Genomic DNA, 26,316 nt, shown 5'->3' with positions numbered 1-26,316 from the left:
CCGGAAGCGCGTCGCGCGCGTCGGTCGCGTGCGACGGTCGCGTGCCCGTGCAGGCTCTCCGACAGGCACCCCGTGAGGTCTTCTGGAGTGCGTCGTGCGCTCGCCTCCCCGGGTAGGACGCGCGCTCCGTGGCTTTCGCATGGTCACGGCGGGTGGCGCCTGGAGATGTGCCACTGCGTGTCGGAGCGACAACGGCTCATGTGTTCCTGTTTACACCGGCGTCGAGATCGTCTTCTTCTGAGGCCGGGTGGGTCCCTGCCATGGAGGTACGACAATGAAGCATCAACGAATGCGCCAGGTGGCTCTCCTGACAGCAACACTGTCGGCGGGTAGCCCGCTCACAAGCGCTTGCACGTACGGTTCTCCGCCGGGCGGCTTCGGTACATCCACCTCGGGTTCGGGGGGCGCGGGTGGCGCAGGTGGCGCAGGTGGCGCAGGCGTCGGTGGTGCAGGGGGTGCAGGCGTCGGCGGCGCAGGGGGCGAAGGGGGCGCAGGCGTCGGTGGCGCAGGTGGCGCAGGTGTTGGCGGCGCAGGTGGCGCAGGTGTTGGCGGCGCAGGTGGTGAAGGGGGCGCAGGTGTTGGTGGCGCAGGCGTCGGTGGCGCAGGCGTCGGTGGCGCGGGTGGCGCAGGGGGCGCAGGCGTTGGCGGTGCAGGGGGCGCAGGCGTTGGCGGTGCAGGGGGCGCAGGCGTCGGTGGCGCAGGTGGCGCAGGTGTCGGCGGCGCAGGGGGCGCAGGTGTCGGCGGTGCAGGCGTTGGTGGCGCAGGCGTTGGTGGCGCAGGTGGCGCAGGTGTCGGCGGCGATGGCGTCGGCGGTGCAGGGGTCGGCGGTGCAGGGGTCGGCGGTGCAGGGGTCGGCGGTGCGGGAGGCACGGGTGGGGACGGAGGCGGAGGTGGCTCTCCGGGAGGGATCACCATCACGCCGTCCGCGACCTGGAAGAACGACCTCGAGGTTCCCTACGACGCCTTCTTCAACGAGTTCAGCGACGCGCAGCAGCCGCTGTGGGCGAAGTTCACGGTGCTCGCGCAGGATCCGACGAAGGTCTACTACCAGGACCCGTATGCCTATCCGTTCCATGCCGGGTTCGCGACGGAGCGGCTCGATCCGTTCATGGGCATGTCGCGGGAGGCGTACGACCAGGTCTCGCTTCACGCGCAGGGGCAGCAGGCGATCCTCGGGGTGGTGCTGGTCCCGCGCGACCCGGAGACCACGCTGGAGTACGGGATCCAGCTCGTGCGGCAGGATGCGTACGACCCGCAGACGGCGCTCTCCCTCCTCAACCTGGTGAAGAGCAGCATCGTGGAGCCCGCGGGGATGCAGGCGTTCTATTTCCCGACGGTCGAGCAGGAAGCTTCGGCGGTGGCGAACCGTGACTTCTTCGCGGCGAACGGGTTCCCGGTGAGCTGGCCGGATCGATGGGTGCCCGGCGATGGCTGCTACGCGAACGGCTGGGCGCTGGGGAGGGTGCGCTACGTGCCGACGGACATGATCGACGAGGCATACGCGCAGGGGCAGCTCCTGGCAGAGGACATCCTGCTCACGGAGGGGGTCCCGGCGGAGATCCCGCTCGTGGCGGGGGTCCTGTCGCTCACGCCGTCGACGCCGAGCTCTCACGTGGCGCTGCTGTCGACGTCGTTCGGGACGCCGTTCGCCTTCCTGGAGGGCGCGGAGATCGCGCAGCGCGCCATGGCGCTTGACGGGCAGGAGGCGGCGCTGCGGGTGCTGATGGATGACAACCACTTCTGCCAGGTGACGCTGGCCGGTACAGAAGGGGAGATCACGGCGGCGGACAGGCAGCAGCTCCTCGCGCTGAAGGAGCCAGTGGACCTCGGGATCCAGCCGAAGGAGGCGCTGGGGTCCTACGTCGGGTCCACCGACGACCTCGGGCCCGCGGACCTCGTGCACTTCGGCGGGAAGGCGGCGAACTACGGGCTCTTGCGGGACGCGATCCCGCAGAACTCGGACGTGGCGATCGCGCTGTCGTTCGACCTGTGGGACGACTTCCTGGACCAGGGGATGCCCGGAGGGAGCACGCTGCGGCAGGAGATCGAGGCCACGCTCGGGGGGTACACGTATCCGCCGGACCTGCAGGCGCTCTGGGCCGACCTCGCGGCGCTGCGGGCGCGGATCACCGAGGACACGGTGTTCACGCCGGCGCAGGAGCAGGCGGTGATCGCCGCGCTCGCGCCGTTCACGCCGACGCAGAAGATCCGGTTCCGCAGCTCGACGAACGTGGAGGACAGCGCGCTGTTCACGGGCGCCGGGCTGTATGACAGCTACAGCGGTTGCCTCGCCGACGACACCGACGCGGACGCGGCCGGGCCGAGCCTGTGCGACGCCGACGAGGCGGGCGAGAGGGGCGTGTTCCGGGCGCTCCGCAAGGTGTACGCGAGCTTCTACAACGACAACGCGTTCCTGGCGCGGCTGCGCCACGGGGTGAACGAGGCGGAGGTGGGGATGGGCGTCCTCGTCCACCACTCGTATCCCGACGCGCAGGAGATGGCGAACGGCGTCGCGACCCTGTCGCACGGGTTCCCTTCCCTGGTGCCCCTCCTCGAGATGGTGACGCAGGTCGGGGCGACGTCGGTCACCAACCCCGAGGGCGGGGCGCTGCCCGAGGCGGTGCGCGTGTACAACTTCGGCTCCCTGTACTTCCAGCGGCGCTCCTGGTCGTCGCTGCTGCCGCTCGGGGAGAACGTGATGCAGTGGTCAGGGGACTACGGGGCGCTCGCGGGTCTGCTCTGGCAGGTGCGGGACCGGTTCATGCAGGTGTACCCGGACAAGCCCTCGTTCCAGCTCGACGTCGAGTTCAAGAAGATGGCCCCCGGGGAGCTTCTGGTGAAGCAGGTGCGCGAGGTGGCGCAGGGCGACACGACGCCCAGCCTGACGCCGTACTTGCTCGACGATCCGAGGGAGCTGTGCACGGTGTCGGCGCAGGGCAGCGGGACCGTCTTCACGGCCCACCGCCTCAAGGCGAGGGCCACGCTGTCGACGAAGAGCACGTTCCTCACGCCCGCGGTCCTGGAGACCACGCTCTTCAAGGACGTGGACCTGAAGGTGGCGCCCGCGGGGTCGGTGGTGGCGCTCTCGGGGAGCCCGGCGGCGTGGCCAGGCGCCGCGCACACGGTCGCGCCGGAGAGCGCGACGGACACCTTCACTGTCGGCGCGGGCGCCGGGCTCACCACCTTCACGCTCACGGCGAGCGGGGTGAAGTCCCTCTTGCCGAGATCGCGGGGGCCGCTCGTGGCGCCCAGCGACCACGCCCTGCGGCTCAGCGCCACCTACGCGACGCCGAGGACGTCCTACGGGTGCGTGAGCTACGACGGCACCCCGTACAACGGCATCCCGTTCGATTGTGACGAGGTGGTCCACTACCAGGTCCCCGAGGAGAGCATCGCGCTCGCAGCCTGCCCGGGCAGCGGACCTCCGGATCCGGGGGCGACGCTGGTGGAGGACACGTGCGTGCTCCAGGGCGGGGTCACCATCGCGCCGTCGCTCTACTGGCCGCCCGGGGACTGGTCCAACGACAGGGCGCCGCTGCACCGGTGGCCGACGACCGAGATCACGGGCCTGACGAGCAGCCCGATCGTGCTGACGGGCCATTTCTCGCAGACCTACTGGCCTTCACGCCACAACGACCACGACGCCTACATCTTCGAGCCGCGGCTGGAGGAGGGCCTCGATCCGGCGCTGATCGCGGAGCTGGAAGCGCAGGGGATCCACGCGATCTACATGCAGGTGATCTACGCGCGACAGGACGTGTGGACCATCGATGCGGCGGGCGACTTCCACCACGTGCAGGGAGCCGTCGGGCAATCCTACTCGTGCCAGTGGCCGTGAGCAGCCGCCGGGGCCGGCGCTGTTCGTGAGCGTCGCCCGTTTCCTCGGTCGGTGTGCCGCCTCTGCGCTGCGTGCACCCGCGCAAGGCAGCGCCTCTGCGGCCACAGGGCAGCGTGGTATAGGACCTGTGTGCTGAACCGAGCTGGAAAAGGCCCTTGCGCGCGGTATCTGGCGACCGGGCGGCTCACGAAGGAGTGTGAGCGTGCGACTCCATAAACTCCGAGTCGAGAACTTCCGGCGCATCCAGAAGCGGGAGATTTCACTTCTAGGGCCTGACGGAAGTCCCCGCCCGCTCACCGTCATCGTGGGCCCGAACATGTCGGGCAAGACAACGCTGCTCGACGCGCTCCACCTCGCCTACGAGGCCATCGCGCATGCCAGGAACCCGCGCTGGAGGCCGGAGTTCCATCCGGACGATCCTACCCTTCGTCCCGATCCGAACCAGCCCATCGTCATCTCTGTCGAGTTCTCGCTCCATGAAGGGGAATACGAGGCTCTGAGCACCCTCGAGAGCGCGCTTGGCAGCTCGTTCGACGTCGCGCGTGCAGCGGTCTACTCGTTCGAGTTCTCCTGGCCTCCTCCCGCCACCTCCCACCACGGTGTCACCCGGAGCAACCCTCACCACGCGCAGCTTGCATTCCAGGGTCGCGCGCTGGCGAGCATGGCGTTGAAGCGCAAGGTGACCACGGAGAAGTGTCTCGACGACATCGGTGCCGTCGTTTATCTGGACCAGAATCGGTACGGCCGTTTGCTCGATGATGCGCCCAAGCTCGACATGAGCTCTGCGCTGAAAGAACGCGTGACTCCGAAGGACGTGCTCGGATGGTTCGTCCGCGCCTCGATCCTCGACGAGAAGTGGGAGCCGGAGACCCAGGGCGAGAGCCAGTGGCGCCGGGTCAAGAGGCTCTTTGCGGATCTGGCTGCGCCGGCGGCCATCGACGACATGAAGCCGTCTGATGACGGCTACGATCTCCGCCTGATTCGCGACGGTGGCTACTATTACTCGGGAGGCATGAGCAGCGGCGAGCGCCAGATTTTGCGGCTCGCAGCGAATCTCGTTTACGTGCGCGCCGTGAGATCGATCGTGCTCATCGACGAACTGGAGCTGAACCTGCATCCGCGATGGCAGCGGAGCCTTCTTCGTTTCTGCCAGACAGGTGGCGATGACGACAACCAGTTCATCATCACCACGCACTCGGAGACGATGCTCCGCTACGTCGACCCGAACGCAGTCATCATCCTCGAAGATCTCGACGGAGCATGAGTCAGTTCGACGACATCTCGCTCTTCTGCGAGGACGAGCCGAATGGTCCGACGATCCGGCTCCTGGCGATCGCTGTACAGTCGCTGCGACGGGAGGTGCGGATCGCCACCCTGGTAGAGCCGCTGCCTGCAGGTGGAAAGTCCGACGTCAAAGTGCGCGTTCGTCATGCTCGTGTGGACCAGAAGCATGTTCGTGCAGGCCAGAGGCGCGCATTTGGCATTCGCGATCGGGACTTTCTGAGCCGAAAGTTGCTCGATGTTCAGCGTGAGCGCGCACTCCTGACCGACGCGAAAGCTGCGGAAGCGTGGCCGCTCAGCAGGCATTGCATCGAGAGTTACTTGCTCGAACCCTCGTTCCTGGTGAGCGTCCTGGGGCAAGCTGAAGCGGAGTGGAACGAGATGCTCGAAGGACTTGCCGCGGAACGGCGCTGGCTAGACCTCGGGCGTGCCGTGCTCAACGACGCGCGCTGGCGAGCTTCCAACTCCAGGTGGCCCAAGCTGAGCAAACTCATCTCGACACGGGGCGAGGCGGTGGCCGCCATCTCCGCGCAATGTGCGGAAATGCTGAAGGACGCCACCGAAGCGCTCGACGAGAAGGCTGCCTTCAAGAAGTTTGACGAGCTGGATCAAGACTTCACGGTCGACGGTCCTCTGGCCACCCGCGTGGACGGTAAAGAATTGCTCAATGCGGTCGGTGCACGGCTCCGGGAAGAAGGCCGAGAGCCAAAAGGCGGCCTGGGTCCAGCGCTGCTCGCACACGCAGACCGTGACGGATGTCCGGCCTTGCTCGTAGGTGAGGTGAGGGAGTTGCTCCTCGGCATCCAGGGCGCGCTCGGGATCGTATAGCTCCCGGTGGAGGAGGCGTTCAGGGAGCGGCGCGCACCCAGGCGCGCTTGCCGTCGAACACCACGGCGAGGGCGTGGATGGGGCTCGCGCCGGCGTCGCCGCCGAGCAGGGCGGTGAGCATGCGGGACAGCTCGGTGGCGCCGCCGACCTGGGTCTTGATCCAGGACTCGACCAGGCCGGCGAGGGCGCCGAGGAGCTCGCGGTTCGGGACGCGGAGGCGTGCGCGCATGCGGCCGAGGTCGTTCACGAGGACCTCGGTGGCGGTGAGGTAGCCGGAGAAGAGCAAGAAGCTCCAGAGGGCGTCGGGGCTCGCGGCGAGGTCTGGGCCCAGCTCGCGGCGCGCACGTCCTTGAAGGTGAGGAACACGACCGGGTAGCGCTGGAAATGGGGGCGGGCGTGCTCGGAGCGGGCGATGGCGAGCCGTCGAAGAGGGGGGCGCGGGGCTCGGCGCTCTTCTCGAAGAAGTAGCGGAGCATGGAGAGGTTCAGGGTCTTGCCCATCCGGCGGGGGCGCGGGATGAGGAGCGCCTCGGCGCCGGCGCCGAGGATGTCGTCGATGAGGGCGCTCTTGTCGACGTAGATGCTGCCCGCCTCGCGCAGCTTGCGGAAATCAGAGACGCCGATGGCGAAGCGGGGCCGGGTTACGCGGCGCGCGGTGGGCCGCTCGGCGGCGGGTCGGAGGTGGCGCGGGGCGGCGTCTCGTCAGCAGGTGCAGGGTCGCTGGGCGCGGCTTCGGCGGGAGCAGCTTCGGCGGGAGCAGCTTCGGCGGGAGCAGCTTCGGCGGGCGCGGCTGGCTGCGGGGGCTTCGGGGCAGCGGCGGCTTCGCGGGCGGAGCGCCTGACGTGCCAGGTGTAGAGGGCGATGGTGAGGACCGCGGCGATGCCGGCGGAGACCCACTGGCGGGGCAGGCAGAGCAGCGTGGTCGCCACCAGGGACGAGCCGACGAGCGCTCTCCGTTCGGTGGCATCGAGCATCACGAGGTTGGTTTCCTGCTAGCCGCGTGGGCGGCCCGCTGCAACCGCGAGGGGCGTAGCGACCATCCAGGGTACGCAGCACCGCAGCATCTCCGGAGGGGGGTAGCGACCATCGGGAGCGTAGGGACCGCAGGTCCCTGCTTCAGGGTACGCAGTACCGCAGTACCGCAGTACCGCAGTACCAAGGAGGGCGAAGCTGGGGTACCACTCGGCGGGAGGACCGGGCGGTTGCTCGTGCCGGGCCGCGCGTAGCCATGAAAGCCCACACTGATAGTGCCGTCGTGACCGGGGATGAGCCCTCTCGTGCACCGGAGGGAGGGGGGGCTGCGGGCCTCTCGTTCTGGGGGCGCGTTCATGAGGTGCTCACGCCGATCTATGACCCGAAGGGGCTCCGGTACTCGTGGTGGGACCTCTTCCGGGATGCGTACTTCACGTTTGACAGGCGCACGCTCGGGTTCACGCGGATCTTGCTCGGCCTGTTTCTGATCGGGGACCTCTTCCGGCGCACCTGGGACTGGGTGGACATGTTCTCGGTGGAGGGCGTGCTCCCGAACCACGTGAACTTGTTCCGGAGGGGGGCGGACAACTTCACCATCTTCAACGCCTTCTCCACGAGCGGGGAGCTGTGGGTCCTCTGGGCGGTGATCCTGGCGACGTACGTGTGCCTGCTCGTGGGGTACAAGACGAAGCTTGCGCAGGTGCTCTCGCTGCTCTGGGTGGCGAGCATGAATGGGCGCGTCCTGCTCATCGAGAACGGCGGCTATGTCGTCCACAACCTGCTGCTCCTCTGGACGGCGTTCTTGCCGCTCGGGGACAGGTTCTCGGTGGATGCGATGCGGGCGTCGCTGGCGCGGAGCAAGGAGCGCTCGGCGGAGGACCTCAATGACAGGAGCCACGTCGACGACCCGTACAAGCCGAATGCGTATGTGACGATCCTGGGGCTCGTGCTGATCCTCCAGCTCGCGTCGATCTACTTCTTCAACGTGGTGCACAAGACGGGGACGGCCTGGAAGAACGGCACCGCGGTGCATTACGTGCTCTACGTCGACCGCATGGTGAACCCCGCGATCGCGCTGGTGCGGGAGTACATCCCGGGGTGGGCGATCCTGGCGATGACGCGGGTGACGCTGGCGTTCGAGGCGTCGATTCCGGTGTGCTTGCTGGCGCCGATCGGGCGGGTGTGGGCGCGGCGGCTGGTGATCGGGATGATGAACGCGCTGCACCTCGCGTTCGGGACCACGTTCGTGCTCGGGCCCTTCGCGTGGGCGCTCTGCGTGTTCTCGACGCTGCTCTTCGGGAAAGAGGACTGGGAGGTCGCGGCGCAGACGATGCGGCGGGTGCACCGGGCGCGCGTGGTCGGGTTCGATCCGACGTCGCCGGGGGCGCTGTGGGCGTGCCGGGTGCTGATGCGGATGGACAGGTTCTCGCTGCTCACCTTCGAGGAGCGGCCGGGGCTCGGTGGGAAGCTCACGGCGCGGGCGACGAAGGAAGCGACGGAGGCAGGCGCGACGAAGGAAGGCGCGACGAAGGAAGGCGCGGCGGCGCTGGCGGACATCGTGGCGGCGCTGCCGCTCGGGCCGGTGATGGCCTGGAAGCTGCGGCTGCCCGGGATCCGGGGGCTCGTGGATGCGGCGCTCCGGGCGATGGATCGGAACGACTTCGGGGCGGTGCTGGGGCTCTCGGTGCCGGCGGCGGCGGGGGTCGCGGAGCCGCCCACGCCGCTCGCGCGGGGCAAGAAGCGGTTCGTGTCGGTGCTGCGGGAGCTGGCCATCGTGGCCATGTGGGCGGGGGCGATCAACCAGGCGGCGGTGGAGCTGTGGTGCATCAACCGGCGCATCCGGGTGCCGCAGCCGGAGCCGCTCAAGGTGCTCTCGCACAAGCTCCGGTTCCTGCAGGGCTGGTTCATGTTCTCGCCGAACCCGGTGATGGATGACGGCACGATCGTGGTCGATGCGGTGACCATCGACGGGCGGCACCTCAACCCGTTCACGGGCAAGGAGCCGGACTTCGACCTGATCCACGCGAAGAGTTACGAGTACAACCAGATCTGGAGCGACTACTTCAACCGCATGCACCTCGGGTCGAACTCGGGCTACCGGGACGCGATGAAGGAGTACCTCTTCCGCTACCCGGAGAGGACGGGGCGACCGCAGGACGTGATCGTGTCCGGCGACGTGTTCTGGGTGAAGGACTGGAACCCCAAGTGGGGGCGCACCGACAGCTACGGGCAGGAGCAGGAGAAGGTGTTCACCTTCGTGAACCCGCAGGCGCAGGCGCAGGCCGACGCGCTGGCGAAGAAGGCAGGGGTGCCCGCGCCGGTCGCGGCGCCGCCGCCGTCGGTGTTCAAGGAAGCGCCTCCGCCGCCGCACAGGCTCGCGGTGCCCAGGGAGGGGGGAGAGCCGGGGACGCCGCCGCAGCCGCCGCAGCCGCGGGAGCCGCGGGAGCGCGGGGAAGCACCCGAAGGTGCGGCGCCGGTGGACGATCCGGAGCCGCCGCAGACGCCGTCGCGGTAGGGGCGAGATGCCGCGACAGAGGGGGGGCTCGTCGTCGCGGGTGGGGCAAGATGGCGCGGGAGAGGGCCTCGTGGTCAGGACGGGTGCCTGGGGGTGGGTCGGGAATCCGCGGCATTTGCCGGACATGGTTCAGGAATTCGTGCGGACGGCGTGATCCCGGTATGCTCCGGCCCGCATGGCCGAAGACAAGCATGGCTCTCCGAAGGGGGGCGCTGAAGGGGCGGATGGGGAGGCGGGGAGTGGGTCGTTCCTCGTCGGGGTACTGAAGGAAGTCGATCCACGGGAGAAGCGGGTGGCAGGGACGCCCGCGTCGGTGGAGCGGCTCCTGAAGATGGGGCTGCGGGTCATCGTCGAGAGCGGCGCTGGCGCGGGGGCCGGGTTCGAGGACGCGGCGTACGCGGAGGCTGGCGCGCGGGTGGTGCCCACGGCCGCCGACGTGTGGGGCGAGGCGGACATCGTGGTCAAGGTCCGGGCGCCCATGGAGGTGCCGGACTCGGAGGAGCACGAGGTGGACCGGGTGCGGGAAGGGCAGCGCCTGATCTCGTTCCTGTGGCCGGCGCAGAACAAGGAGCTGGTGGAGCGGCTCCGGGCGCGCAAGGCGACGGTGCTGGCGATGGACGCGGTGCCGCGCATCACCCGGGCGCAGAAGCTCGACGCGCTGAGCGCGATGAGCAACGTCGCGGGCTACCGGGCGGTGGTGGAGGCGGCGTACTGCTACGGGCGGCTCCTCGGGGGGCAGGTGACGGCGGCCGGGAAGGTGAAGCCGGCGCAGGTGTTCATCGTCGGGGCCGGCGTGGCGGGGCTCGCGGCGATCGGGGCGGCGCGGTCGCTCGGGGCGCAGGTGAAGGCCTTCGACACGCGGCCGGTGGTGCGCGAGCAGATCGAGTCCATGGGGGCGCAGTTCGTGCCCTTCGAGTTCCAGGGCGAGACCGGCGAGGGCAAGGGTGGGTACGCCAAGGAGGTCAGCGACGCGTACCTCGCGGCGGAGCAGCAGCTCATCGCGGAGCACTGCCGCGGGAGCGACATCGTGATCACCACGGCGCTGATCCCCGGGAGGAAGGCGCCGGAGCTGATCACCTCGGGCGCGGTGGTGGGGATGCGGCGGGGGTCGGTGATCGTGGACCTCGCGGCGGAGCAGGGCGGCAACTGCGCGCTCACGGAGCGGGACAAGACGGTGGAGCGGTACGGGGTGCTCATCAACGGGCACACCGATCTGCTCAGCCGGATGGCGCTCCAGGCGAGCGAGCTTTATGCGAACACCGTGGCCACGCTGATCGAGGAGATCCTCGGCAAGGCGCGGGTGTGGCAGCTCAACATGCAGGACGAGATCCAGCGGGGGATGCTGGTGGTGCACGACGGGGAGCTGCTCTGGCCGCCGCCAAGCCCGACGATCCGGCCGGGGGCGCCCGCGCCGCAGAAGCCGTCAGCGCCGGGCGGGGCGCACGGGGCGAAGCCGGAGGCGCCGTCGAGCCCGTGGCCCGCGCGGATCGGGATGGTGGCGGCGCTCCTCGTGCTGGTGCCGGTGGGGCTCTTCGGGCAGCGGGAGCTGGTGCAGCACATGACGGTGTTCCTGCTGGCGTGCGTGGTGGGGTGGCACGTGGTCTGGAACGTGACCCCGGCGCTGCACACGCCGCTGATGAGCGTCACCAACGCGATCAGCGGGATCATCCTCATCGGCGGCATGCTGCTGTCGGCGAGCGGGAGCGTGGGGGTGCCGGTCGCGGCCATCCTCGGGGCGGTGGCGGTGCTGCTCGCGTCGATCAACGTGGCGGGCGGGTTCCTGGTGACGCAGCGGATGCTGCGGATGTTCCAGAGGTAGGGGAAGCGCGATGCGGATCAGCCTGATCAATGTGGCCTACCTGCTGGCGAGCCTGCTGTTCGTGGCCTCGCTGCGGGGGCTCTCCGCCCAGCAGACGGCGCGGCAGGGAAACACGCGCGGGGCGCTGGGGATGGCGCTGGCGGTGGCGGTGACGCTGGGGGCGCTGCTTGCGCCGGATCCGGAGGGAGGGGCGCACGCGATGCGTGCCATCCGCCCGGAGGGGCTCGGCCTGCTCGCGGGGGCGATCGGGGTCGGGTGCGTGGTCGGCGCGGTGCTGGCGGCGCGCGTGGCGATGACCTCCATGCCGGAGCTGGTGGCGGTGCTGCACAGCTTCGTGGGGGCGGCGGCGGCGCTCGTGGGGCTCGCGACGGAGATCGACGCGGTGCACGGGGGCATGCCGCCGGAGGTCGCGCACCACACGGAGATTCACCTCGGGGTGTTCATCGGGGCGGTGACGTTCACCGGGTCGGTGGTGGCGTTCCTGAAGCTGCGCGGGACGCTGGGGAGCAAGCCGCTGCTCCTGCCGGCGCGGCACGCGCTGAACGCGCTGCTGGTGCTCGGGTGTTTCGCGCTCGCCGGCCTCGCGTTTCAGGAAGGGGGCACCTCGCGGGTGACCTTCCTCCTGATCTCGACGGGGGTGGCGAGCGTGCTCGGGGCGCACCTGGTGCTGGCGATCGGCGGCGGGGACATGCCCGTCGTGGTGTCGCTCCTGAACAGCTACTCGGGGTGGGCGGCGTCGGCGGCGGGCTTCATGCTCGGCAACGACCTGCTCATCGTGACCGGGGCCCTCGTGGGCAGCTCGGGCGCGATCCTGAGCTACATCATGTGCAAGGCGATGAACCGCTCCATCTGGAACGTGGTCTTCGGCGGGTTCGGGGAGCAGTCGGGGGCGAAGCCGGCCGGCGGCGCGGCGGGGCCGGCGAAGGCCGTGAACGAGACCAACGTGGAGGGCGCGGCGGAGCTGCTCCTCGGGGCGAAGAGCGTCATCGTGGTGCCGGGCTACGGGATGGCCGTGGCGCAGGCGCAGCACGCGGTGAAGGAGATCACCTCGCTGCTCGCCCAGCGGGCGGTGAAGGTGCGGTACGCCATCCACCCGGTGGCCGGGCGCCTGCCGGGGCACATGAACGTGCTCCTCGCCGAGGCGAACGTCTCCTACGAGATCGTCAAGGAGATGGAGGAGATCAACGAGGACTTCGGCGGGACCGACGTGGTCATCGTGATCGGGGCGAACGACATCGTGAACCCGAGCGCGCTCGACGATCCGTCGAGCCTCATCTACGGGATGCCGGTGCTCGAGGCATGGCACGCGGGGAAGGTGATCATGCTGAAGCGAGGCATGGCCGCCGGCTACGCGGGGGTCGACAATCCGATTTGCTACTACGACAACACCTTGATGCTCTTCGGGGACGCGAAGGCGAGCGTGCAGAAGCTCCTCGCGGCGCTCCAGGCCCGGTCGGAGAAGACCGCGGCCTGAGGCGTCCCGAGGCGGCTTGAGACGAGACCGCTCAATCGGTCTTGACAGAATGGGACTGCAGAGTAGAGTCCGCCGTCCCAACGTCACGGGCCTGTAGCTCAGCTGGGAGAGCGCTAGAATCGCACTCTAGAGGTCTGGGGTTCGATCCCCCACAGGTCCACTGATTCTCTGTGTAGACGTGCGCACGCACGCGACAAATAGCCAGTGAAGGGTCACCGGCTGGTGCATCCCATCCAGGTACTGGTGGAGCACTTTGTCTGACTACGACAGCCTGGCGCGCCTGGTCGAGCGGGACCGGGACCATGACTGTGAAGGCTACGGCCCCGGTCAGGTCTGCGTCCGGGTAGCGGCCGTCGCGGAGCTTCCGACCCGGTTCGGGCGGTTCCACATCGTCGCGTTCTGGAACAACCGGGACGCGAAGGAGCACATCGCCATGGTGCATGGCGACGTGGTGGGGGCCTCGGACGTGCCCACGCGCCTCCACTCGGAGTGCCTGACCGGGGATGTGATGGCGTCGCTGCGCTGCGACTGCCGGGACCAGCTCCTCGAAGGGCTGCGCAAGATCCAGGAGGCGGAGCGGGGCATCCTGCTCTACCTGCGGCAGGAGGGGCGCGGCATCGGCCTGGTGAACAAGGTGCGGGCGTACGCGCTGCAGGAGCAAGGGCTCGACACGGTCGAGGCGAACCTGGCGCTCGGGTTCCGCGACGACGAGCGGGACTACGCGGTGGCGGCGCACATGCTGCTCAGCCTCGGGGTGAACTCGATCCAGCTCATCACCAACAACCCCGAGAAGATGAAGCAGCTCTCGATGTACGGGGTGAACGTGGCGGGCCGCATCCCGCACGTGATCCCGCCCCACGAGTTCAACCGCTTCTACCTGCAGACCAAGGCGCAGCGGTCGGGGCACTACATCGATCCGTCGGGGTTCGCGCACCTGGTCGAGCAGAGCGATCCGGTGATGGTCGAGGGGATGCGGGCCGGGTCGTCGCGGCCGCCGCCCGAACCCCTGGCGCAGGTGCTGGGGGAGCCAACGGCGGAAGCCGCGGCGGAGGCGCAGGCGAAGTCCTCGCGGCCGCCGGCAGCAGGACCGGACAGGGCGGCTGGCGGGGGCTCGCAGGGCTCGCAGGGTTCGCAGGGTTCGCAGGGCTCGGCCCGGGGCTCGGACTAGAAACACCGACGGGGCGACGCTGTGGGAGCGGGAGGGCGCGCCGCAGAGCCGTGGGATCCGGGGTTCATGGAGCGCAGCCGGCTGTTCTGGCCGGTGAGCGCGGCGGCGCAGGCGTTCTCGGGGTTCGCGGACTGGCCGAGCATCGAGGACTACGACCGCGCGGTGGGGGCAGGGCTGCCGGTGGCGATCCGGGAGCAGCCGCCGCGGCCGAAGCGAAGGCGGGGGCGTGAGCGCGAGGTGATCGAGGTCTCGGGCCTCTACGAGGGGAGGATCCACCTGGAGGGATGGCTCCCGACGCGGCCCCGGTCGTGGCACGACTTCTTCAACCTGCTGGTGTGGGCGTCGTTCCCGCGGGCGAAGCGGCAGCTCAGCGCGCGGCAGGCGGCGACGCTCGCGCAGTGGGTGGCGCCCGGGGTGCGGGAGCTGCCAGGGCGTCGCACGCGGGAGCAGGATGGGCTGGCGATCCTGGATGAGGGAGGGCTCCTGCTCCTGGTCGAGGCAGGGGCCGCGGGGGAGGTGCGCGAGGGGCTCGCGGGGCGCGCAGCGGGGCCGGTGGCCGAGGCGATCGGGGCGGGGCGCGCGGTGGCGCTGCTGTTCGGGCACGCGGTGTACGAGCAGATCGCGCGGGGTGGGCCGCCGGTACGGGCGATGACGGAGGTGCTGGAGGTGGCCGGGGCGCTGCCGCGCGAGGCGCAGGCGCGGGTGGCGCTGGCCGACGCCCGGCTGCACGAGGTGCTCGAGGACCCGGAGAGCTTCTGCAGGCCGGAGACGTTCCGGTCGTTGCCGGTGGAGGAGGGGGTGCTGCTGGGCGGGCCAGGCTGAGCGCGGCCATCCGGGATCGCCTGGCCGCCGGTTGCCGTGGGGCGATGTCCGACTTACGAAGTGGGGACTGCCCATGAGCGATCCCAACGACAATCCGCTTCTTTCCTTCGGTTACGAGGTCCCGTTCGATCGCGTGCGCGGCGAGCACGTGGAGCCCGCGGTGAAGGCGCTGCTCGACGAGGCGCGGGCCTCGCTGGATGCGCTGACCCGGGTGCAGGGGGCGCGCACGTACGAGAACACGCTGCAGGCGCTGGAGAACGTCACGGCGAAGCTCGACCGCGCCATGAACGTGATCTCGCACTTCGAGTCGGCGGCGACGACGCCGGAGCTGCGGGCGGCGTACACGGCGGTGCAGCCGGCGGTGAGCGACTTCCTGAGCGGCATCTCGCTGTCGGACGGGGTGTGGCAGGCGCTCAAGGCGTTCGAGGCGACGGACGAGGCGCAGGCGCTGACGGGGGCGCGGAAGCGGTTCCTCCGCAAGACGATGGACGACTTCCGGCGGAGCGGGGCCGACCTGCCGCCGGCCGAGAAGGAGCGGCTGCGCGCGATCGAGGTGGAGCTGGCGCAGCTCACGCTCAAGTTCGGGCAGAACGTGCTCGATGCGTCGAACGCGTTCGAGCTTCTGGTCGAGGACGAGAAGCGGCTCGCGGGGCTGCCGGAGTCGGCGGTGGTGGCGGCGCGGGAGAGCGCTTCGAAGAAGGGGGTGAAGGGCTTCCGGTTCACGCTGCAGGCGCCGAGCTACCTGCCGGTGATGACGTACCTCGACGACGCCGAGATCCGCGAGAAGATGTGGCGGGCGTTCAACACGCGCGCGACGGCGGCGGAGGTGGACAACCGGCCGATCCTGCGGCGGGTGCTGGAGCTGCGGCAGGAGAAGGCGACGCTGCTCGGTTACCCCACGTTCGCGGATCTGGTGCTGGAAGACCGGATGGCGCGCTCGGGCGGGGAGGCGCGGCGCTTCGTGAAGACGCTGCGGGAGCGGACCGTGCCGTTCTTCGGGAAGGAGAACGAGGATCTGCACGCGTTCCGGCGGGAGCTGGAGGGGGCCGGGGCGGCGCCGCTCGCGCCGTGGGACGTGGGCTACTACGCGGAGAAGCTGCGCCGGGCGCGGTACGACTTCGACCAGGAGGCGCTGCGGCCGTACTTCCCGAAGGAGGGGGTGGTGGCAGGGCTCTTCGAGATCGCGAAGAAGCTCTACGGGGTGCGCATCGAGCCGTGGCAGGACGCGCCGGTGTGGCACCCGTCGGTGCAGGCGTACCGGGTGGTCGAGGAGGACGGGACGCAGAGCGCGTCGTTCTACCTGGACTTCCTGCCCCGGGAGGACAAGCGGGACGGGGCCTGGATGCACGGGATCGTGACCGGGGCCCACGACGGCAAGGGCGACGCGCGGCACCTGGAGGTGCTGGCCGGGAGCTTCACGCCGCCGGTGGGCGAGGGGCCGGCGCTGCTCACCCACGACGAGGTGGAGACGCTGTTCCACGAGTTCGGGCACATGATGCACCACGCGTCGAGCCTGGTGGACGTGCGGAGCCTGGCAGGGACCAACGTGGCCTGGGACTTCGTGGAGCTGCCCTCGCAGATCATGGAGAACTGGTGCTGGGAGCGGGAGGCGCTCGATCTGTTCGCGCGTCACCACGAGACGGGCGAGGCGATCCCGGAGGAGCTGTTCGAGCGGATGCGGGCGGCGCGCTCGTTCCGCGCGGCGAACGCGCAGATGCGGCAGCTCGGGTTCGCGGAGCTGGACCTGGCGCTGCACATGGACTGGAAGCCCGGCGACAGCGACCCGATGGACGTGGCGCGCGCGGTGCTCGAAGCCCACGCGGCGGTGCCGCTGCCGAAGGACTACGCGATGGTGGCGAGCTTCTCGCACCTCTTCTCCAGTCCCGTGGGCTACGCGGCCGGGTACTACTCGTACAAGTGGGCCGAGGTGCTGGACGCGGACGCGTTCTCGCGGTTCCAGGAGGAGGGGCTGTTCAGCCGCGACGTGGGGCGCGCGTTCCGGAAGAGCATCCTGTCGCGCGGGGACACGGAGGAGCCGTCGGCGCTCTACCAGGAGTTCATGGGGCGAGCCCCGCGGCTCGACGCGCTCTTCGAGCGGAGCGGGCTGGTCTAGGTACTGCGTACCCTGGATCAGGGGCCTAGCGGCCCCTACGCTCCGGTGGTCGCGACCCTTTCATCCTGAGACCGTCGTGCTGCTCCACGCTGCGTTAGCCGCGGCTGGAGGGGGTGCTGGCCGCGGCGTCGATGAGCACGTCCATGATGCCGAAGTCGGGGGCGAGGCGGCCGTCGAGCTCCTCGATGACGGCGCTCGGGCGGAGCAAGGGAGAGCGGAGGACACGCAGGGCGGCCTCGACGGCGCGGGTGGCGTTGAGGAGGTCGGCGATGGTGGCGATCTCGCGGAGGGCCTCCGGGGTGCCGCTCCAGGTGCGGCAGAGGAGGAGGGCGCGGGAGGGGACGGCGGCAGGGGCGTGCAGCTCGGCGAGGACGAGGACAGCGGCGTCGAAGGCGACCCGGAGGGGGGGCGCCAGGGCGACGCGGCAAGCGGCGACAGCGGGGGTGAGGGCGTCGTCGAACCAGCGCGCCCGCAGAGCCGGTGAAGGCGGCGCAGGGCGGGGGAGGACGGCGCGGCCACGGAGGACGCGGTCGAGCTCCGCGGCGAGGGCGCCGGCGGTGGCAATGCTCGGTACGAATCCCTCGAAGGGAGTCGTCTCACCCCAGCCAAAACGGGCTGGCGCGACCTCCAAGGGCTCGTCCCGGTTGTCCGGCGCGCGCTTGATCATGAGGATCCCCTCTCCTGGATCTAGCCCACTCGGGCAGGCTGGGAAACGCGCAATTTTGCGTAACTCAGCGGAATCAAAGTGCTTTGCGGATACGTCTCAAGGTTTTCCACAGGGCGTACGAGAATGCGGCCGGAGAGGTGCGGTCGCACTGCGGGGGAAGGGGGAGCAGCGCCGGGGGCTGGCGGGGCTTGGGGAGGGTGGCGGGGCAGTTGCCAAGCAGGAGGCGCGGCTGCAGGTTGGGCTGTCCAAGGGTGTGCACGTCGTCGCCCCGTTGGTATGGAGGCCGCGTGAAAGCCCCGATGCAACGCGCCTGGATGGCGCAGGAGAGTGCTCCGTGAGTGAGCCTTCGGATACCGTCGTTCGTGCCATCACCCAGGATGGCGCTTTTCGTGTGATCACCGCGCTGACCACCGCGACGGTGCGGGGGACCGTGGCGGCGCAAGCGGCGACGGGGAACACGGCGCAGCGGCTCGGCGAGCTGCTCACGGGCGCGATCCTGGTGCGCGAGGCGATGGCGCCGACGCTGCGGGTGCAGGTGATCGTCAAGGGGGCGGGGCAGGGGAGCCTGGTGGCCGACGCGCACCCGGACGGGACGACGCGGGGCCTCGTGAACCTGGGGAAGGGGAGCGAGGTGGCCATCGGGGAGGGGTCGCTGATCCAGGTGATGCGGACCCTGCCGAACGGGGCGCTGCAGCAAGGGGTGGTGGAGCTGCCGCGCGAGGGGCGGATCTCGCAGGGGCTGATGGCGTACATGCAGGAGTCGGAGCAGGTGGTGACCATGGTGTCGGTCGCGACGCTGCTCGACGAGCAGGGCGTGGGGCGCTCGGGCGGGGTGCTGGTGCAGCTCCTGCCCGAGGTGGAGCGCGGTCCGCTGATGGTGATGACGGAGCGGCTGCGGGAGTTCGAGCGGCTCGACGAGGTGCTGGCCGATCCGCAGGTGACCGCGGACAAGCTGCTGGAGGAGGTGCTCTACGGGATGCCGTTCACGAGGCTGGAGTCGTCGGCGCTGAGCTACGCCTGCCGGTGCAGCCAGCTCCGGGTGGTGGCGGCGCTGGCGTCGCTGCCGCGGAGCGACATCGAGGAGATGGTGGCCGAGGGGCAGGTGCTGGACATCGCCTGCGACTACTGCCGGAAGGCGTACCAGGTGGCGCCAGGGGCGCTGAAGACGCTGCTGACGGAGAGCTGAGGGCGGGCGGAAGCGGTAGGGAGACGGAGAGGGGGGGACGGAGAGGGGGCGACGGAGAGGGGGGGACGGAGAGGCGTCAGGGGTGGGCGATGGCGGCTTCGCCGACGCTCTGGACCTCGGGGCCGAGCTGGAAGCGGCGCTCCTCGCAGCCGTAGGCGGTGGGGATCAGCTCGATGACGGTGTGCAAAGGGATGGGGAGGCTCGGGCAGGTGTGGGGGGGCTTGTCCATGAGGTAGGCGTAGAGGGCGCGGAGCACGGCCTGGTGGGCGATGACCAGCATGGGGCTGCGCTGGCGCTCCAGCTCGATGATGAGCGGGTCGAGGCGCTGGATGACGTCTTCGTAGGACTCGCCGCGCGGGTAGCGGTAGCGGAACTTGTCGGCGGAGCGCGCCTCGAAGACGTGGGGCATCTTCAGGCGGATCTCGTCGTAGGTCATGCCCTCGCAGACGCCGGCGTCGATCTCGTCGAGGGCGCGCCAGGAGATGGAGCGCTGGGTGAGGGGGCGCGAGGTCTGCATGGTGCGGCGGAGGCTGCTGGTCCAGACGACGACGTCGTCGGGGATCCAGGCGGGCTCGCCAGGCATGCCGGAGGCCTCGCCGAGCTCGCGGGCGCGGCCGCGGATGAAGGCGGCGAGGTTCCGGGCGTAAGCCTCGCCGTGGGGGGAGAGGTCGGCGTCGCCGCCGAGGAGGCCCTGCTGGTTGAAGATGCTCTCGCCATGGCGGGTGAGCCAGATGGGGCGCGGGGCGACGTGCATGTTCATGAGGAGCGGGACGAGGCGGGCCGGGACGTAGCCGTGGATGCGGTTCAGCATGAGCTGGCGGCCGACGTCGATGATCTTGATGTAGCTGCTCTCGAGATCGGTGACGGTCTCGTAGGCGCGGGCGTAGTGGGCGATGCGGGCGCGGAAGTCGCGCACGGCCTCGCTGGCGTCGACGCCTTCGTAGTCGGGTGAGCGGAGCTTGGTCTCGCGGACGTTGGTCTCGACGATGGCCTCGTCGCCGCAGATGGACTCGATGAAGACCACCGGGTAGCCCTTGTCGCGGCAGCGCTCGGAGACGATCTGGCGGCGGGCGCGGGTGCTGTTGGTGGCGTCGAAGATGGCGACCTCGCCGCCGCCGCCGAGCCAGGCGAGGAGGTCGTCGAGGGCAGCCATGGCCATCTCGTCGAGGGTGCGGCGGGCCTCGCGGTTCTGGGGGTCGAAGAAGTTGGCGGGGTGGTGGGCGCCGAGGAGGTTCCGGCGGTAGTTGCCGACGTTGAAGACGCGGGTGGGGTGGCCGAGCCAGGAGAGGTAGCGGGTGATCTTGCGGGCGATGGAGGTCTTGCCGCGGGCGGGGAGGCCGACCATCGCGAGGACGTGGGGGGAAAGGTCGCGGGGGTGCAGGCTGTAGAGGGGCTGGCGCACGGCGAGGGGAGGGTCGGCCCTGGGGCGAGGGCCGTCAAGGAGGGGCGGGGACGCGGCTCACTGGGGGGCGTCGGGCCCGCTCTGATCGCCGAAGCGGGCGGCGCACTGGCCGCTCGTGCAGAGGCAGCCGCCGCCGCAGTCGAGGGTGCCGCCGCGGCACTCCTGGGTGCACATGATGCCGTCGCACTTGGGGGCCTGCGCCTTGGGGACGCAGGCGGTCGCGTGGCAGCAGGAGGCGGCGACGCAGTCGGCGTCGGTGGTGCAGGCGCCGCCGCCCGCAGTGTTGCCGGTGGTGGTGTCGCCGCCCGTCGGGGTTCCCGTCGGGGGCTGTTCGGGCGTGGTGGGTTGCTCGGGCGCGGTGGGCGGCTCGGGCGCCTTGGAACACGCCGAGAGGGCCAGGAGAGCGCCGAGAGAGAGGGTCGAGAGGATGCGGTGAGAAAGCATGCGGGATCCTGGAACGGGGCCGGAGGGTGAGCCAGGAAGGCGCGTCACTCAAGTGCGGTCGGGGATGGCCCCAGCGACGGCGATGTTCGTCAGAACGGCGGCGGCTCGGCGGGGTGCTCGGTGGAAGGCTTCTTCTTTCCCTCGTCCTTCTTGCCTTCGTCCTTCTTGCCTTCGTCCTTCTTGCCCTCTTCGCCCTTCGGCGTGGGCTCCTCGGCCTTGGTCGGCTTCGCTTCCACGCCGGGGTCCAGCACCACCTCGGGGACCTCTTCGGCCTTCTTCTCCTCGTCGGCAGCGGCAACACCGGCGTCGAGGCCGTCGCCGCCGTCGCCGCCGTCCTCCTCGCCACCGTCGACGCCGCCATCGGGGAGCGGGGCGATGTCGCTGGGCTCGGTGCCGGCGAGGAACACTTCCTCGATGGCGTCTTCCTGGCCCTCGTAGGCGAGGAGGCCGGTGTTGGGGTCGATCTTCACGCGGACGATGCCGCGGGGTGCGGGGAAGTCGGTGACGGGGCGCTTGTCGTGCACCTTCTTCATGAACTCGATGAAGGCGGGGAGCGCGGCGCTGGCGCCGGCTTCGCCGGTGCCGAGGGGGGCGGCGTCGTCGTAGCCGGTCCACACGGCGCAGGCGAGATCGGTGGAGTAGCCGACGAACCAGGTGTCCTTGGCCTGGTTGGAGGTGCCGGTCTTGCCGGCGATGGGGCGGCCGAGGGCGCGGGCAGCCTTGCCGGTGCCGTCACGGACCACGGAGGTGAGGACGTTGGTGAGCACGTACGCCTCGGACTCCTCCATGGCGCGGTGGGACGGAGGGCGGGGAGGAAGCGAAAGCTCGGCGCCGTCGGGGCCGACGATCTTCACGATGAGCTGGGGCTCTTCGTAGAGGCCGCCGGCGGCGATGGTGGCGTAGGCGGTGGCCATCTCGCGGGGGGTGATCTCGTAGGCGCCGAGGGCGAGGGAGAGGTCGGTGCCGAGCTTGGCGTGGATGCCGAGGGAGTTGGCGAAGGCGGCGACGTTGGAGGGGCCGAGCCGGCCGATGGCGGAGACGGCGGCGACGTTGACGCTGTGGGCGAGGGCCTCGCGCAGGCGGGCCGGGGAGTGGCCCTCGCTCTCGTCGTAGTTCTGGGGCTTGTAGTTGCTGCCGAGGGCCGCCGGGTTGGTCTCCAGGATGGTGGCCGGCGTCATGGTGCGGGCCTTGATGCCGTAGCCGAAGACGAAGGGCTTGAAGGTGGAGCCGGGCTGGCGCTTGGCGAAGGTCGCGCGATCGAGGCCGCCGCGCGTGGCGGCGTAGCTGCCGACGAGGGCGCGGATCTCACGGGTGCGGACGTCGATGGCGACGAGGGCGCCCTCGGGGCCCAGCTCCAGACGGAGAGGGACGGGGGCGGTCTGGGGAGGAGGAGGCGCGGTGGGGACGGCGCTCGCGGCAGCGGCGGGGGTGGGGTCGCCGTCCTCGGTCTCAGGGTCTTCCGGGACGGAGGGGGGCGCGGCGCCCATGAGGCTCACCCGGACGACCTTGCCGACCTCGGCGAACTCGCTGGGCTTGAGGCCCTTCGGGTTGTAGCGGTCGGCGTTCTTGAGGGAGACGACGCCGCGCAGGGTGCCCACCTGGACGCTGAGGGTGCCCTTCGCGTCGTCGGCGCCGGTGACCACGCCGCGGAAGACACGGTAGCCGGACGGGGTGCCGTCGAAGGAGGCCGGCTCCTTCTTCGCGCGCTTGAGGGGGGCGAGGAGCTTGTGGCGCTTGGCGTAGGCGTCGAGGTTCTTGCGGACGGCGGCGCGGGCCGCGGACTGAGCGGCGGGGTCGATGGTGGTGGTCACGGTGTAGCCGCCGCGATCCATGGCGGGGCCCGCGAGCTTGCGCAGCATGCGCTGGGCCTCGGCGACGACCTCGGGGGCCAGCTCGTTGAGCGACTCGGGCTCGGGGGCGAGGGTGACGGCTTCGCGCTTGGCGGCCTCCACCTGGGCGGCGTCGGCGAAGCCCTTGGCGAGCATCTGGTCGAGCACGAAGGCGCGGCGGGCGGTGGCGCGCTGGAGGTTGATGCGCGGGGAGTAGACGCCAGGGCCCTTGACCACGCCGGCGAGCATGGCGGCCTCGGCGAGGGTGACGTCGCGCACGCTCTTGCCGAAGTAGTAGCGCGCGGCTTCCTCGATGCCGTAGCGGCTGTGGCCGAAGTAGATCTTGTTGAGGTAGAGTTCGAGGATCTCGTCCTTGGTGAGCTCCTGCTCGATCTTGCGGGCGAGGATGACCTCGCGGGCCTTGCGGTCGAAGGTGCGCTCCGGGGTGAGGAGCACGTTCTTGACGACCTGCTGGGTGATGGTGCTGCCGCCCTGGCGCTTGCTGGTGGAGCGCACGTTGACGGCGATGGCGCGGAGCATGCCGAGGTAGTTGAGGCCGGTGTGCTCGTAGAAGGCGGCGTCCTCGGCGGCGAGGACGGCGAGCTTCATGTGGGCGGGGATCAGGGCGATGCGCACCACGGTGCGCCGCTCGGTGAACAGCTCGCCAATGACGGCGCCGTCGCGCGCGAGGATGCGGGTGACCTGGGGGGGCTGGTAGTTCTTCAGCTCCGCCGTGGAGGGCAGGTCCGCCTCGAAGCGCTTGATGCCGAGCGCCACCACGGCCGCGCCGACGGCCCCGAGGAGGAGGAGGGCCACCATGATCCGCTTCAGCCAACGCACGATCGTGGCCTTCACGCCTCGCCTCCCTGCTTGCTCGGGTTCCATGGCCTCGGATGGACAACGCCGGGGCCGTTCTGTTGCATCCCGGGCGATCCAGGCGCCTCCGGACGCTAGCACGCCGCCTGTGGCACGGCCCAGCAGACGGGGTGTCGGCTACTGCTGAAACAGCTTCATCGCGACGATGGTGAGCACGATGCCGGCGATGAGGCATCCCGCGGCGATCGCGATGAGCAGGAGGGGCGAGGTCGAGGTGCGCTGCGTCGGCGCGAGCTGCCTCTGCGGCATGCCCGGGTGGGCCTCCATCTGCACGGTGGGCGCCGGTCGGATGGGCGCCGGGCCGACCGGTGCGTTCTGCGGCGGCTTGGCAGCTTCGAGCGCGGCGGCATGCTGCTTGGCTGCTTGCTCCAGCACGGAGGAGGAGTTCGCCGGCATCATCGCGGTGAAGCCCTTGCCCGCAGAGCCGGCGAAGGGCTTGAGCGCTTCGGCGAAGTCGGCGGCGGAGGCGTGGCGGTCGTCGGGCTTTTTTTCGAGCGCCTTCTTGAGTACGCCCCAGAGGCCGGGCGGGAAGGTCTTGCCAGGCACGCGCTCGTCGATGGGGATCGGCTGCTTGTTGACGTGCATCTGGATGTGCTCCATCGGCGTGCGCGCCTCGAAGGGCAGCTTGCCGGTGAGCACCTCGTAGAGGATGACCGCGAGCGAGTAGATGTCGCTGCGGGCGTCGAGGACCTTTCCCTGCGCCTGCTCGGGAGACATGAACTCGGGCGTGCCGAAGACCATGCCCTCCTGGGTGAGCATGATGGAGCCGGGGCGCAGCTCGCGCTCGGTGACCTTGGCGAGGCCGAAGTCGAGGACCTTGGGGTAGTCCTTCAGGCCGGCGTTGGTGGAGAGGAAGATGTTCTCGGGCTTGAGGTCGCGGTGGACGATGCCCTGGAGGTGGGCCTCCTGGAGCGCGCCGCAGGCCTGGATGAGCACGGGCAGGGCGCGCTCGACGGGCATGGGGCCCTCCTTGCGCACCATCTGGTTGAGGTTCCGCCCGTCGAGGTACTCCATGATGATGTAGAGCGCGCCGTCTTCGAGCTCGCCGTAGTCCACCACGCGCACGGTGTTGGGGTGGGTGAGGTGGGCCATGGCCCGCGCCTCGCGGCGGAAGCGGGAGACGAGATCCTTCCGGTTGGTGAGCTTCTGGTGGAGGATCTTGATCGCCACCATCCGGTTCATGTCGGGCTGGGAGGCCTTGTAGACGGCCCCCATCCCGCCGGACCCGATCTTCTGGAGGATCTTGAACTTCCCCCCTAGGACTTCGCGTCCGATGTACGGATCCTGGGCGGCAGCGCTCATAGAGGGGGCGAAAATACCACGGAGGGACCGGGGTTCGTCTATGAACGGGAGTCCCGGAGAACATCATGAGCCGTGAACCCCTGGTGGAAGCCGAGGCGCTCCAGAGTGCGCTCCTCGCGGAGGCGGGTTTTGTGCACGCCTTCTTCACGCGGCGCGGGGGGGTGAGCGCCTCCCCGTGGGACTCCCTGAACCTCGCGGTGTCCACCGGGGACGCGGCGGAGGCGGTCGGGGAGAATCTGGCCCGGGTGGCCCGGAAGCTCGGGGTGCCGCCAGGCCGGGTGTACTTTCTGAGCCAGGTGCACGGGGTGGAGGCGCGGGTGCTCTCCGGTGAGGAAGATCGGGAGGCGGTGATCCGCGCGCAGGGAGACATCACGCTCTCGCGGGTGGCGGGCGTGGCATGCGGGGTGCGCAGCGCGGACTGCGCGCCGGTGCTGATCGCAGATCGGCGGAGCGGGGCGGTGGCGGCGGTGCACAGCGGGTGGCGAGGGACGGTGGCGCGCGCGGTGCCGGCCGGGGTGCGGGCGCTCCGGGAGCTTGCGGGGGCGGAGGCGACGCTGTGCGCGTCGGTGGGGCCGCACATCGAGGCGTGCTGCTTCGAGGTGGGAGAGGACGTGGCGAAGGATCTCGCCGGGTGCTCTCCGCTGGGAGAGGCGGCGGTGATCCGGCGCGAAGGGGAGCGGCCGCGGGTGGATCTGCGGGCGGTGGTGCGGGCGCAGCTCGAAGAAGCAGGGGTCGCGGCGGAGGCGATCGACGACGTGCGGGGGTGCACGGTGTGCGACGAGGCGAGGTTCTTCTCGTACCGGCGCCAGGGGGCACGCAGCGGGAGGTTGCTCTCGGCGATCGTGGTGCGCGGCGCAGGCGGGTGACGCTGGGGCGGGTGACGTGGCAGGCGGGTGACGTGGCAGGCGGGTGACGTGGGAAGCGCGTCGGGTCAGGCCACGCGGACCACGACGCAGGTCACGTTGTCGGTGGTGCCGCGTTCGAGGGCGTGGTGGATGAGGCGGGTGACCATGTCGTCGGGGGTGTCGTCGCTCGCCAGGGTGGCGCGCAGGTCGGCCTCGTCGACGGGCTCCCAGAGGCCGTCGGAGCAGAGCAGGAGGACGTCGCCGGGGTCGAGCACCTCCACGCGGGTGTCGACATCGACGCGGCGCTCGGTCCCGACGGAGCGCATCAGGATGCCGGCGAGGCGGTCGTCGACGGAGTCGTCGAGGAGGACGCCGTAGCGCCGCGCCTCGCCGAGCACGGAGTGGTCGTCGGTGAGGAGATCGAGCTGGCCGCGGCGGAGGCGGTAGCCGCGGGTGTCGCCGACGTGGGCCACGAAGGCGCGCTCTCCGCGCACGTAGACGCCGGTGAAGGTGGTGCCCATGCCGCGCAGGGTGGGGGTGCGCACGGCCCGCTCGAAGATGGCGTTGTTGGCGGTGCGCACGGCGTGGATGAACTGGAGCTGCTCGCGCTCCTGGGTGGGCTCGATCGCGTAGGGCCAGGTCTCGTCGGGGTCGTCTTCCTCGAAGCAGGTGCGCACGGTGTCCACGGCCATGCGGGAGGCGATGTCGCCTCCAGGCCGGCCACCGATGCCGTCGGCCACCATGAACAGGCCGAGCTCGGGGAGAGCCGCGAAGCTGTCGTCGTTCTTCCGGCGTACTGGCCCGATGTGGGTGCCGGCTGCAGCCTCGAAGTGAAGTCTCGAACCCATGACATCCTCCCGGGGCCCGTGGTGGTCCGGCGGGGGCTCTGCTGCAACCGGACAGCGTTGCCCCCGACGTTTCTCGCGCGCCCTACAA

General features: G+C 70.2%; 19 protein-coding genes, 1 tRNA gene and 1 pseudogene. 12 read left to right on the top strand and 9 right to left on the bottom strand.

All coding sequences use genetic code 11. The features are described 5' to 3' along the window. Positions 1–289: 289 nt before the first annotated feature. The 3 genes from CAP_RS51160 (at position 290) to CAP_RS54190 (ending at position 5,947) form a co-directional block, all read left to right on the top strand. Positions 290–3,838 (top strand): PEP/pyruvate-binding domain-containing protein, encoded by a 3,549-nt coding sequence (locus tag CAP_RS51160; RefSeq protein ID WP_156041296.1) that lies wholly within the window; start codon positions 290–292, stop codon positions 3,836–3,838. A gap of 202 nt (positions 3,839–4,040) precedes the next feature. Then, positions 4,041–5,102, top strand: a complete 1,062-nt coding sequence (locus CAP_RS30740; protein WP_156041295.1) for an AAA family ATPase — start codon at positions 4,041–4,043, stop codon at positions 5,100–5,102. Beyond that, complete coding sequence (locus CAP_RS54190) at positions 5,099–5,947, top strand: hypothetical protein (RefSeq protein WP_044247351.1); 849 nt, start codon at positions 5,099–5,101, stop codon at positions 5,945–5,947. Before CAP_RS30740 ends, CAP_RS54190 begins: the two co-directional genes overlap by 4 nt. A 19-nt stretch (positions 5,948–5,966) precedes the next feature. Here CAP_RS54190 and CAP_RS54185 read toward each other — a convergent pair whose 3' ends face one another. From CAP_RS54185 to CAP_RS30725, 3 genes and pseudogenes are all read right to left on the bottom strand, one after another. Then, positions 5,967–6,233, bottom strand: coding sequence for a lipase chaperone (locus tag CAP_RS54185; RefSeq protein WP_044247349.1), 267 nt, complete (start codon positions 6,231–6,233; stop codon positions 5,967–5,969). Positions 6,234–6,426: 193 nt separating this feature from the next. Then, positions 6,427–6,528 (bottom strand): annotated as a pseudogene (locus tag CAP_RS54180) (AAA family ATPase); the annotation flags it as partial. Between the two features lie 59 nt (positions 6,529–6,587). After that, complete coding sequence (locus CAP_RS30725; protein WP_197041429.1) at positions 6,588–6,923, bottom strand: hypothetical protein; 336 nt, start codon at positions 6,921–6,923, stop codon at positions 6,588–6,590. A 251-nt stretch (positions 6,924–7,174) separates the two neighbouring features. On the opposite strand from CAP_RS30725, the gene CAP_RS45885 reads away from it, so the two are divergent. From CAP_RS45885 to CAP_RS30690, 7 genes are all read left to right on the top strand, one after another. Next, positions 7,175–9,433 (top strand): HTTM domain-containing protein, encoded by a 2,259-nt coding sequence (locus tag CAP_RS45885; protein ID WP_197041428.1) that lies wholly within the window; start codon positions 7,175–7,177, stop codon positions 9,431–9,433. 175 nt (positions 9,434–9,608) lie between these two features. Beyond that, on the top strand, positions 9,609–11,252 hold the full coding sequence (locus CAP_RS30715) for a Re/Si-specific NAD(P)(+) transhydrogenase subunit alpha (protein WP_081865433.1): 1,644 nt from the start codon (positions 9,609–9,611) through the stop codon (positions 11,250–11,252). 10 nt (positions 11,253–11,262) lie between these two features. After that, positions 11,263–12,726 (top strand): NAD(P)(+) transhydrogenase (Re/Si-specific) subunit beta, encoded by a 1,464-nt coding sequence (locus tag CAP_RS30710; RefSeq protein ID WP_044247347.1) that lies wholly within the window; start codon positions 11,263–11,265, stop codon positions 12,724–12,726. Positions 12,727–12,813: 87 nt separating this feature from the next. Beyond that, positions 12,814–12,886: transfer RNA gene (locus tag CAP_RS30705), tRNA-Ala, on the top strand. A 93-nt stretch (positions 12,887–12,979) separates the two neighbouring features. After that, positions 12,980–13,894, top strand: a complete 915-nt coding sequence (gene ribA / locus CAP_RS30700) for a GTP cyclohydrolase II (RefSeq protein ID WP_231511777.1) — start codon at positions 12,980–12,982, stop codon at positions 13,892–13,894. 66 nt (positions 13,895–13,960) lie between these two features. Beyond that, on the top strand, positions 13,961–14,716 hold the full coding sequence (locus CAP_RS30695; RefSeq protein WP_081865432.1) for a DUF3025 domain-containing protein: 756 nt from the start codon (positions 13,961–13,963) through the stop codon (positions 14,714–14,716). A gap of 73 nt (positions 14,717–14,789) precedes the next feature. Then, a complete protein-coding gene (locus tag CAP_RS30690) occupies positions 14,790–16,829 on the top strand; it encodes a M3 family metallopeptidase (RefSeq protein ID WP_044247343.1) in 2,040 nt (679 codons plus the stop codon). 94 nt (positions 16,830–16,923) lie between these two features. Here the strand turns inward: CAP_RS30690 and CAP_RS30685 are convergent, their stop codons facing one another. Continuing rightward, the gene (locus tag CAP_RS30685; protein WP_044247342.1) at positions 16,924–17,496 is read right to left on the bottom strand and encodes a hypothetical protein; all 573 of its coding nucleotides are present in this window, start codon (positions 17,494–17,496) and stop codon (positions 16,924–16,926) included. A 334-nt stretch (positions 17,497–17,830) separates the two neighbouring features. On the opposite strand from CAP_RS30685, the gene CAP_RS30680 reads away from it, so the two are divergent. Continuing rightward, entirely contained in the window at positions 17,831–18,682 is an 852-nt protein-coding gene (locus CAP_RS30680) for an Hsp33 family molecular chaperone HslO (protein WP_044247341.1), read from the top strand. Between the two features lie 76 nt (positions 18,683–18,758). Here CAP_RS30680 and CAP_RS30675 read toward each other — a convergent pair whose 3' ends face one another. The 4 genes from CAP_RS30675 to CAP_RS30660 all read right to left on the bottom strand — a co-directional run bounded on the left by CAP_RS30675 (position 18,759) and on the right by CAP_RS30660 (position 24,535). Continuing rightward, a complete protein-coding gene (locus CAP_RS30675) occupies positions 18,759–20,084 on the bottom strand; it encodes a bifunctional nucleoside/nucleotide kinase/histidine phosphatase family protein (protein ID WP_231511776.1) in 1,326 nt (441 codons plus the stop codon). A gap of 57 nt (positions 20,085–20,141) precedes the next feature. Beyond that, positions 20,142–20,528, bottom strand: coding sequence for a hypothetical protein (locus tag CAP_RS30670; protein WP_044247339.1), 387 nt, complete (start codon positions 20,526–20,528; stop codon positions 20,142–20,144). Positions 20,529–20,617: 89 nt separating this feature from the next. Further along, positions 20,618–23,212 carry a penicillin-binding protein 1A gene (locus CAP_RS30665; protein WP_231511775.1) on the bottom strand — a complete coding sequence of 865 codons (2,595 nt, stop codon included), beginning with the start codon at positions 23,210–23,212 and terminating at the stop codon, positions 20,618–20,620. Positions 23,213–23,350: 138 nt separating this feature from the next. Continuing rightward, positions 23,351–24,535, bottom strand: coding sequence for a serine/threonine protein kinase (locus CAP_RS30660; RefSeq protein WP_044247337.1), 1,185 nt, complete (start codon positions 24,533–24,535; stop codon positions 23,351–23,353). Positions 24,536–24,600: 65 nt separating this feature from the next. Here CAP_RS30660 and pgeF point away from each other — a divergent pair, with 65 nt between their 5' ends. Further along, positions 24,601–25,401: a peptidoglycan editing factor PgeF gene (pgeF, locus tag CAP_RS30655; RefSeq protein ID WP_044247335.1), complete on the top strand. Its 801-nt coding sequence runs from the start codon at positions 24,601–24,603 to the stop codon at positions 25,399–25,401. Between the two features lie 65 nt (positions 25,402–25,466). On the opposite strand, the gene CAP_RS30650 is transcribed toward pgeF, so the two are convergent. Next, entirely contained in the window at positions 25,467–26,228 is a 762-nt protein-coding gene (locus CAP_RS30650) for a PP2C family protein-serine/threonine phosphatase (RefSeq protein ID WP_044247333.1), read from the bottom strand. Between the last annotated feature and the right edge of the window lie 88 nt (positions 26,229–26,316).

It is taken from the genome of Chondromyces apiculatus DSM 436 (assembly GCF_000601485.1).
Lineage (GTDB): Bacteria > Myxococcota_A > Polyangia > Polyangiales > Polyangiaceae > Chondromyces > Chondromyces apiculatus.
The sequence above is the reverse complement of the archived record's forward strand: the minus strand, read 5'-3'. Positions and strand labels throughout refer to the sequence as shown.

Coding starts and splice junctions, on each gene's coding strand:
- CAP_RS51160 (WP_156041296.1), top strand. CDS start 290: ATGCGCCAGGTGGCTCTCCTGACAGCAACACTGTCGGCGGGTAGCCCG.
- CAP_RS54190 (WP_044247351.1), top strand. CDS start 5,099: ATGAGTCAGTTCGACGACATCTCGCTCTTCTGCGAGGACGAGCCGAAT.
- CAP_RS45885 (WP_197041428.1), top strand. CDS start 7,175: ATGAAAGCCCACACTGATAGTGCCGTCGTGACCGGGGATGAGCCCTCT.
- CAP_RS30715 (WP_081865433.1), top strand. CDS start 9,609: ATGGCCGAAGACAAGCATGGCTCTCCGAAGGGGGGCGCTGAAGGGGCG.
- CAP_RS30710 (WP_044247347.1), top strand. CDS start 11,263: ATGCGGATCAGCCTGATCAATGTGGCCTACCTGCTGGCGAGCCTGCTG.
- CAP_RS30695 (WP_081865432.1), top strand. CDS start 13,961: ATGGAGCGCAGCCGGCTGTTCTGGCCGGTGAGCGCGGCGGCGCAGGCG.
- CAP_RS30690 (WP_044247343.1), top strand. CDS start 14,790: ATGAGCGATCCCAACGACAATCCGCTTCTTTCCTTCGGTTACGAGGTC.
- CAP_RS30685 (WP_044247342.1), bottom strand. CDS start 17,496: ATGATCAAGCGCGCGCCGGACAACCGGGACGAGCCCTTGGAGGTCGCG.
- CAP_RS30670 (WP_044247339.1), bottom strand. CDS start 20,528: ATGCTTTCTCACCGCATCCTCTCGACCCTCTCTCTCGGCGCTCTCCTG.
- CAP_RS30660 (WP_044247337.1), bottom strand. CDS start 24,535: ATGAGCGCTGCCGCCCAGGATCCGTACATCGGACGCGAAGTCCTAGGG.
- pgeF (WP_044247335.1), top strand. CDS start 24,601: ATGAGCCGTGAACCCCTGGTGGAAGCCGAGGCGCTCCAGAGTGCGCTC.
- CAP_RS30650 (WP_044247333.1), bottom strand. CDS start 26,228: ATGGGTTCGAGACTTCACTTCGAGGCTGCAGCCGGCACCCACATCGGG.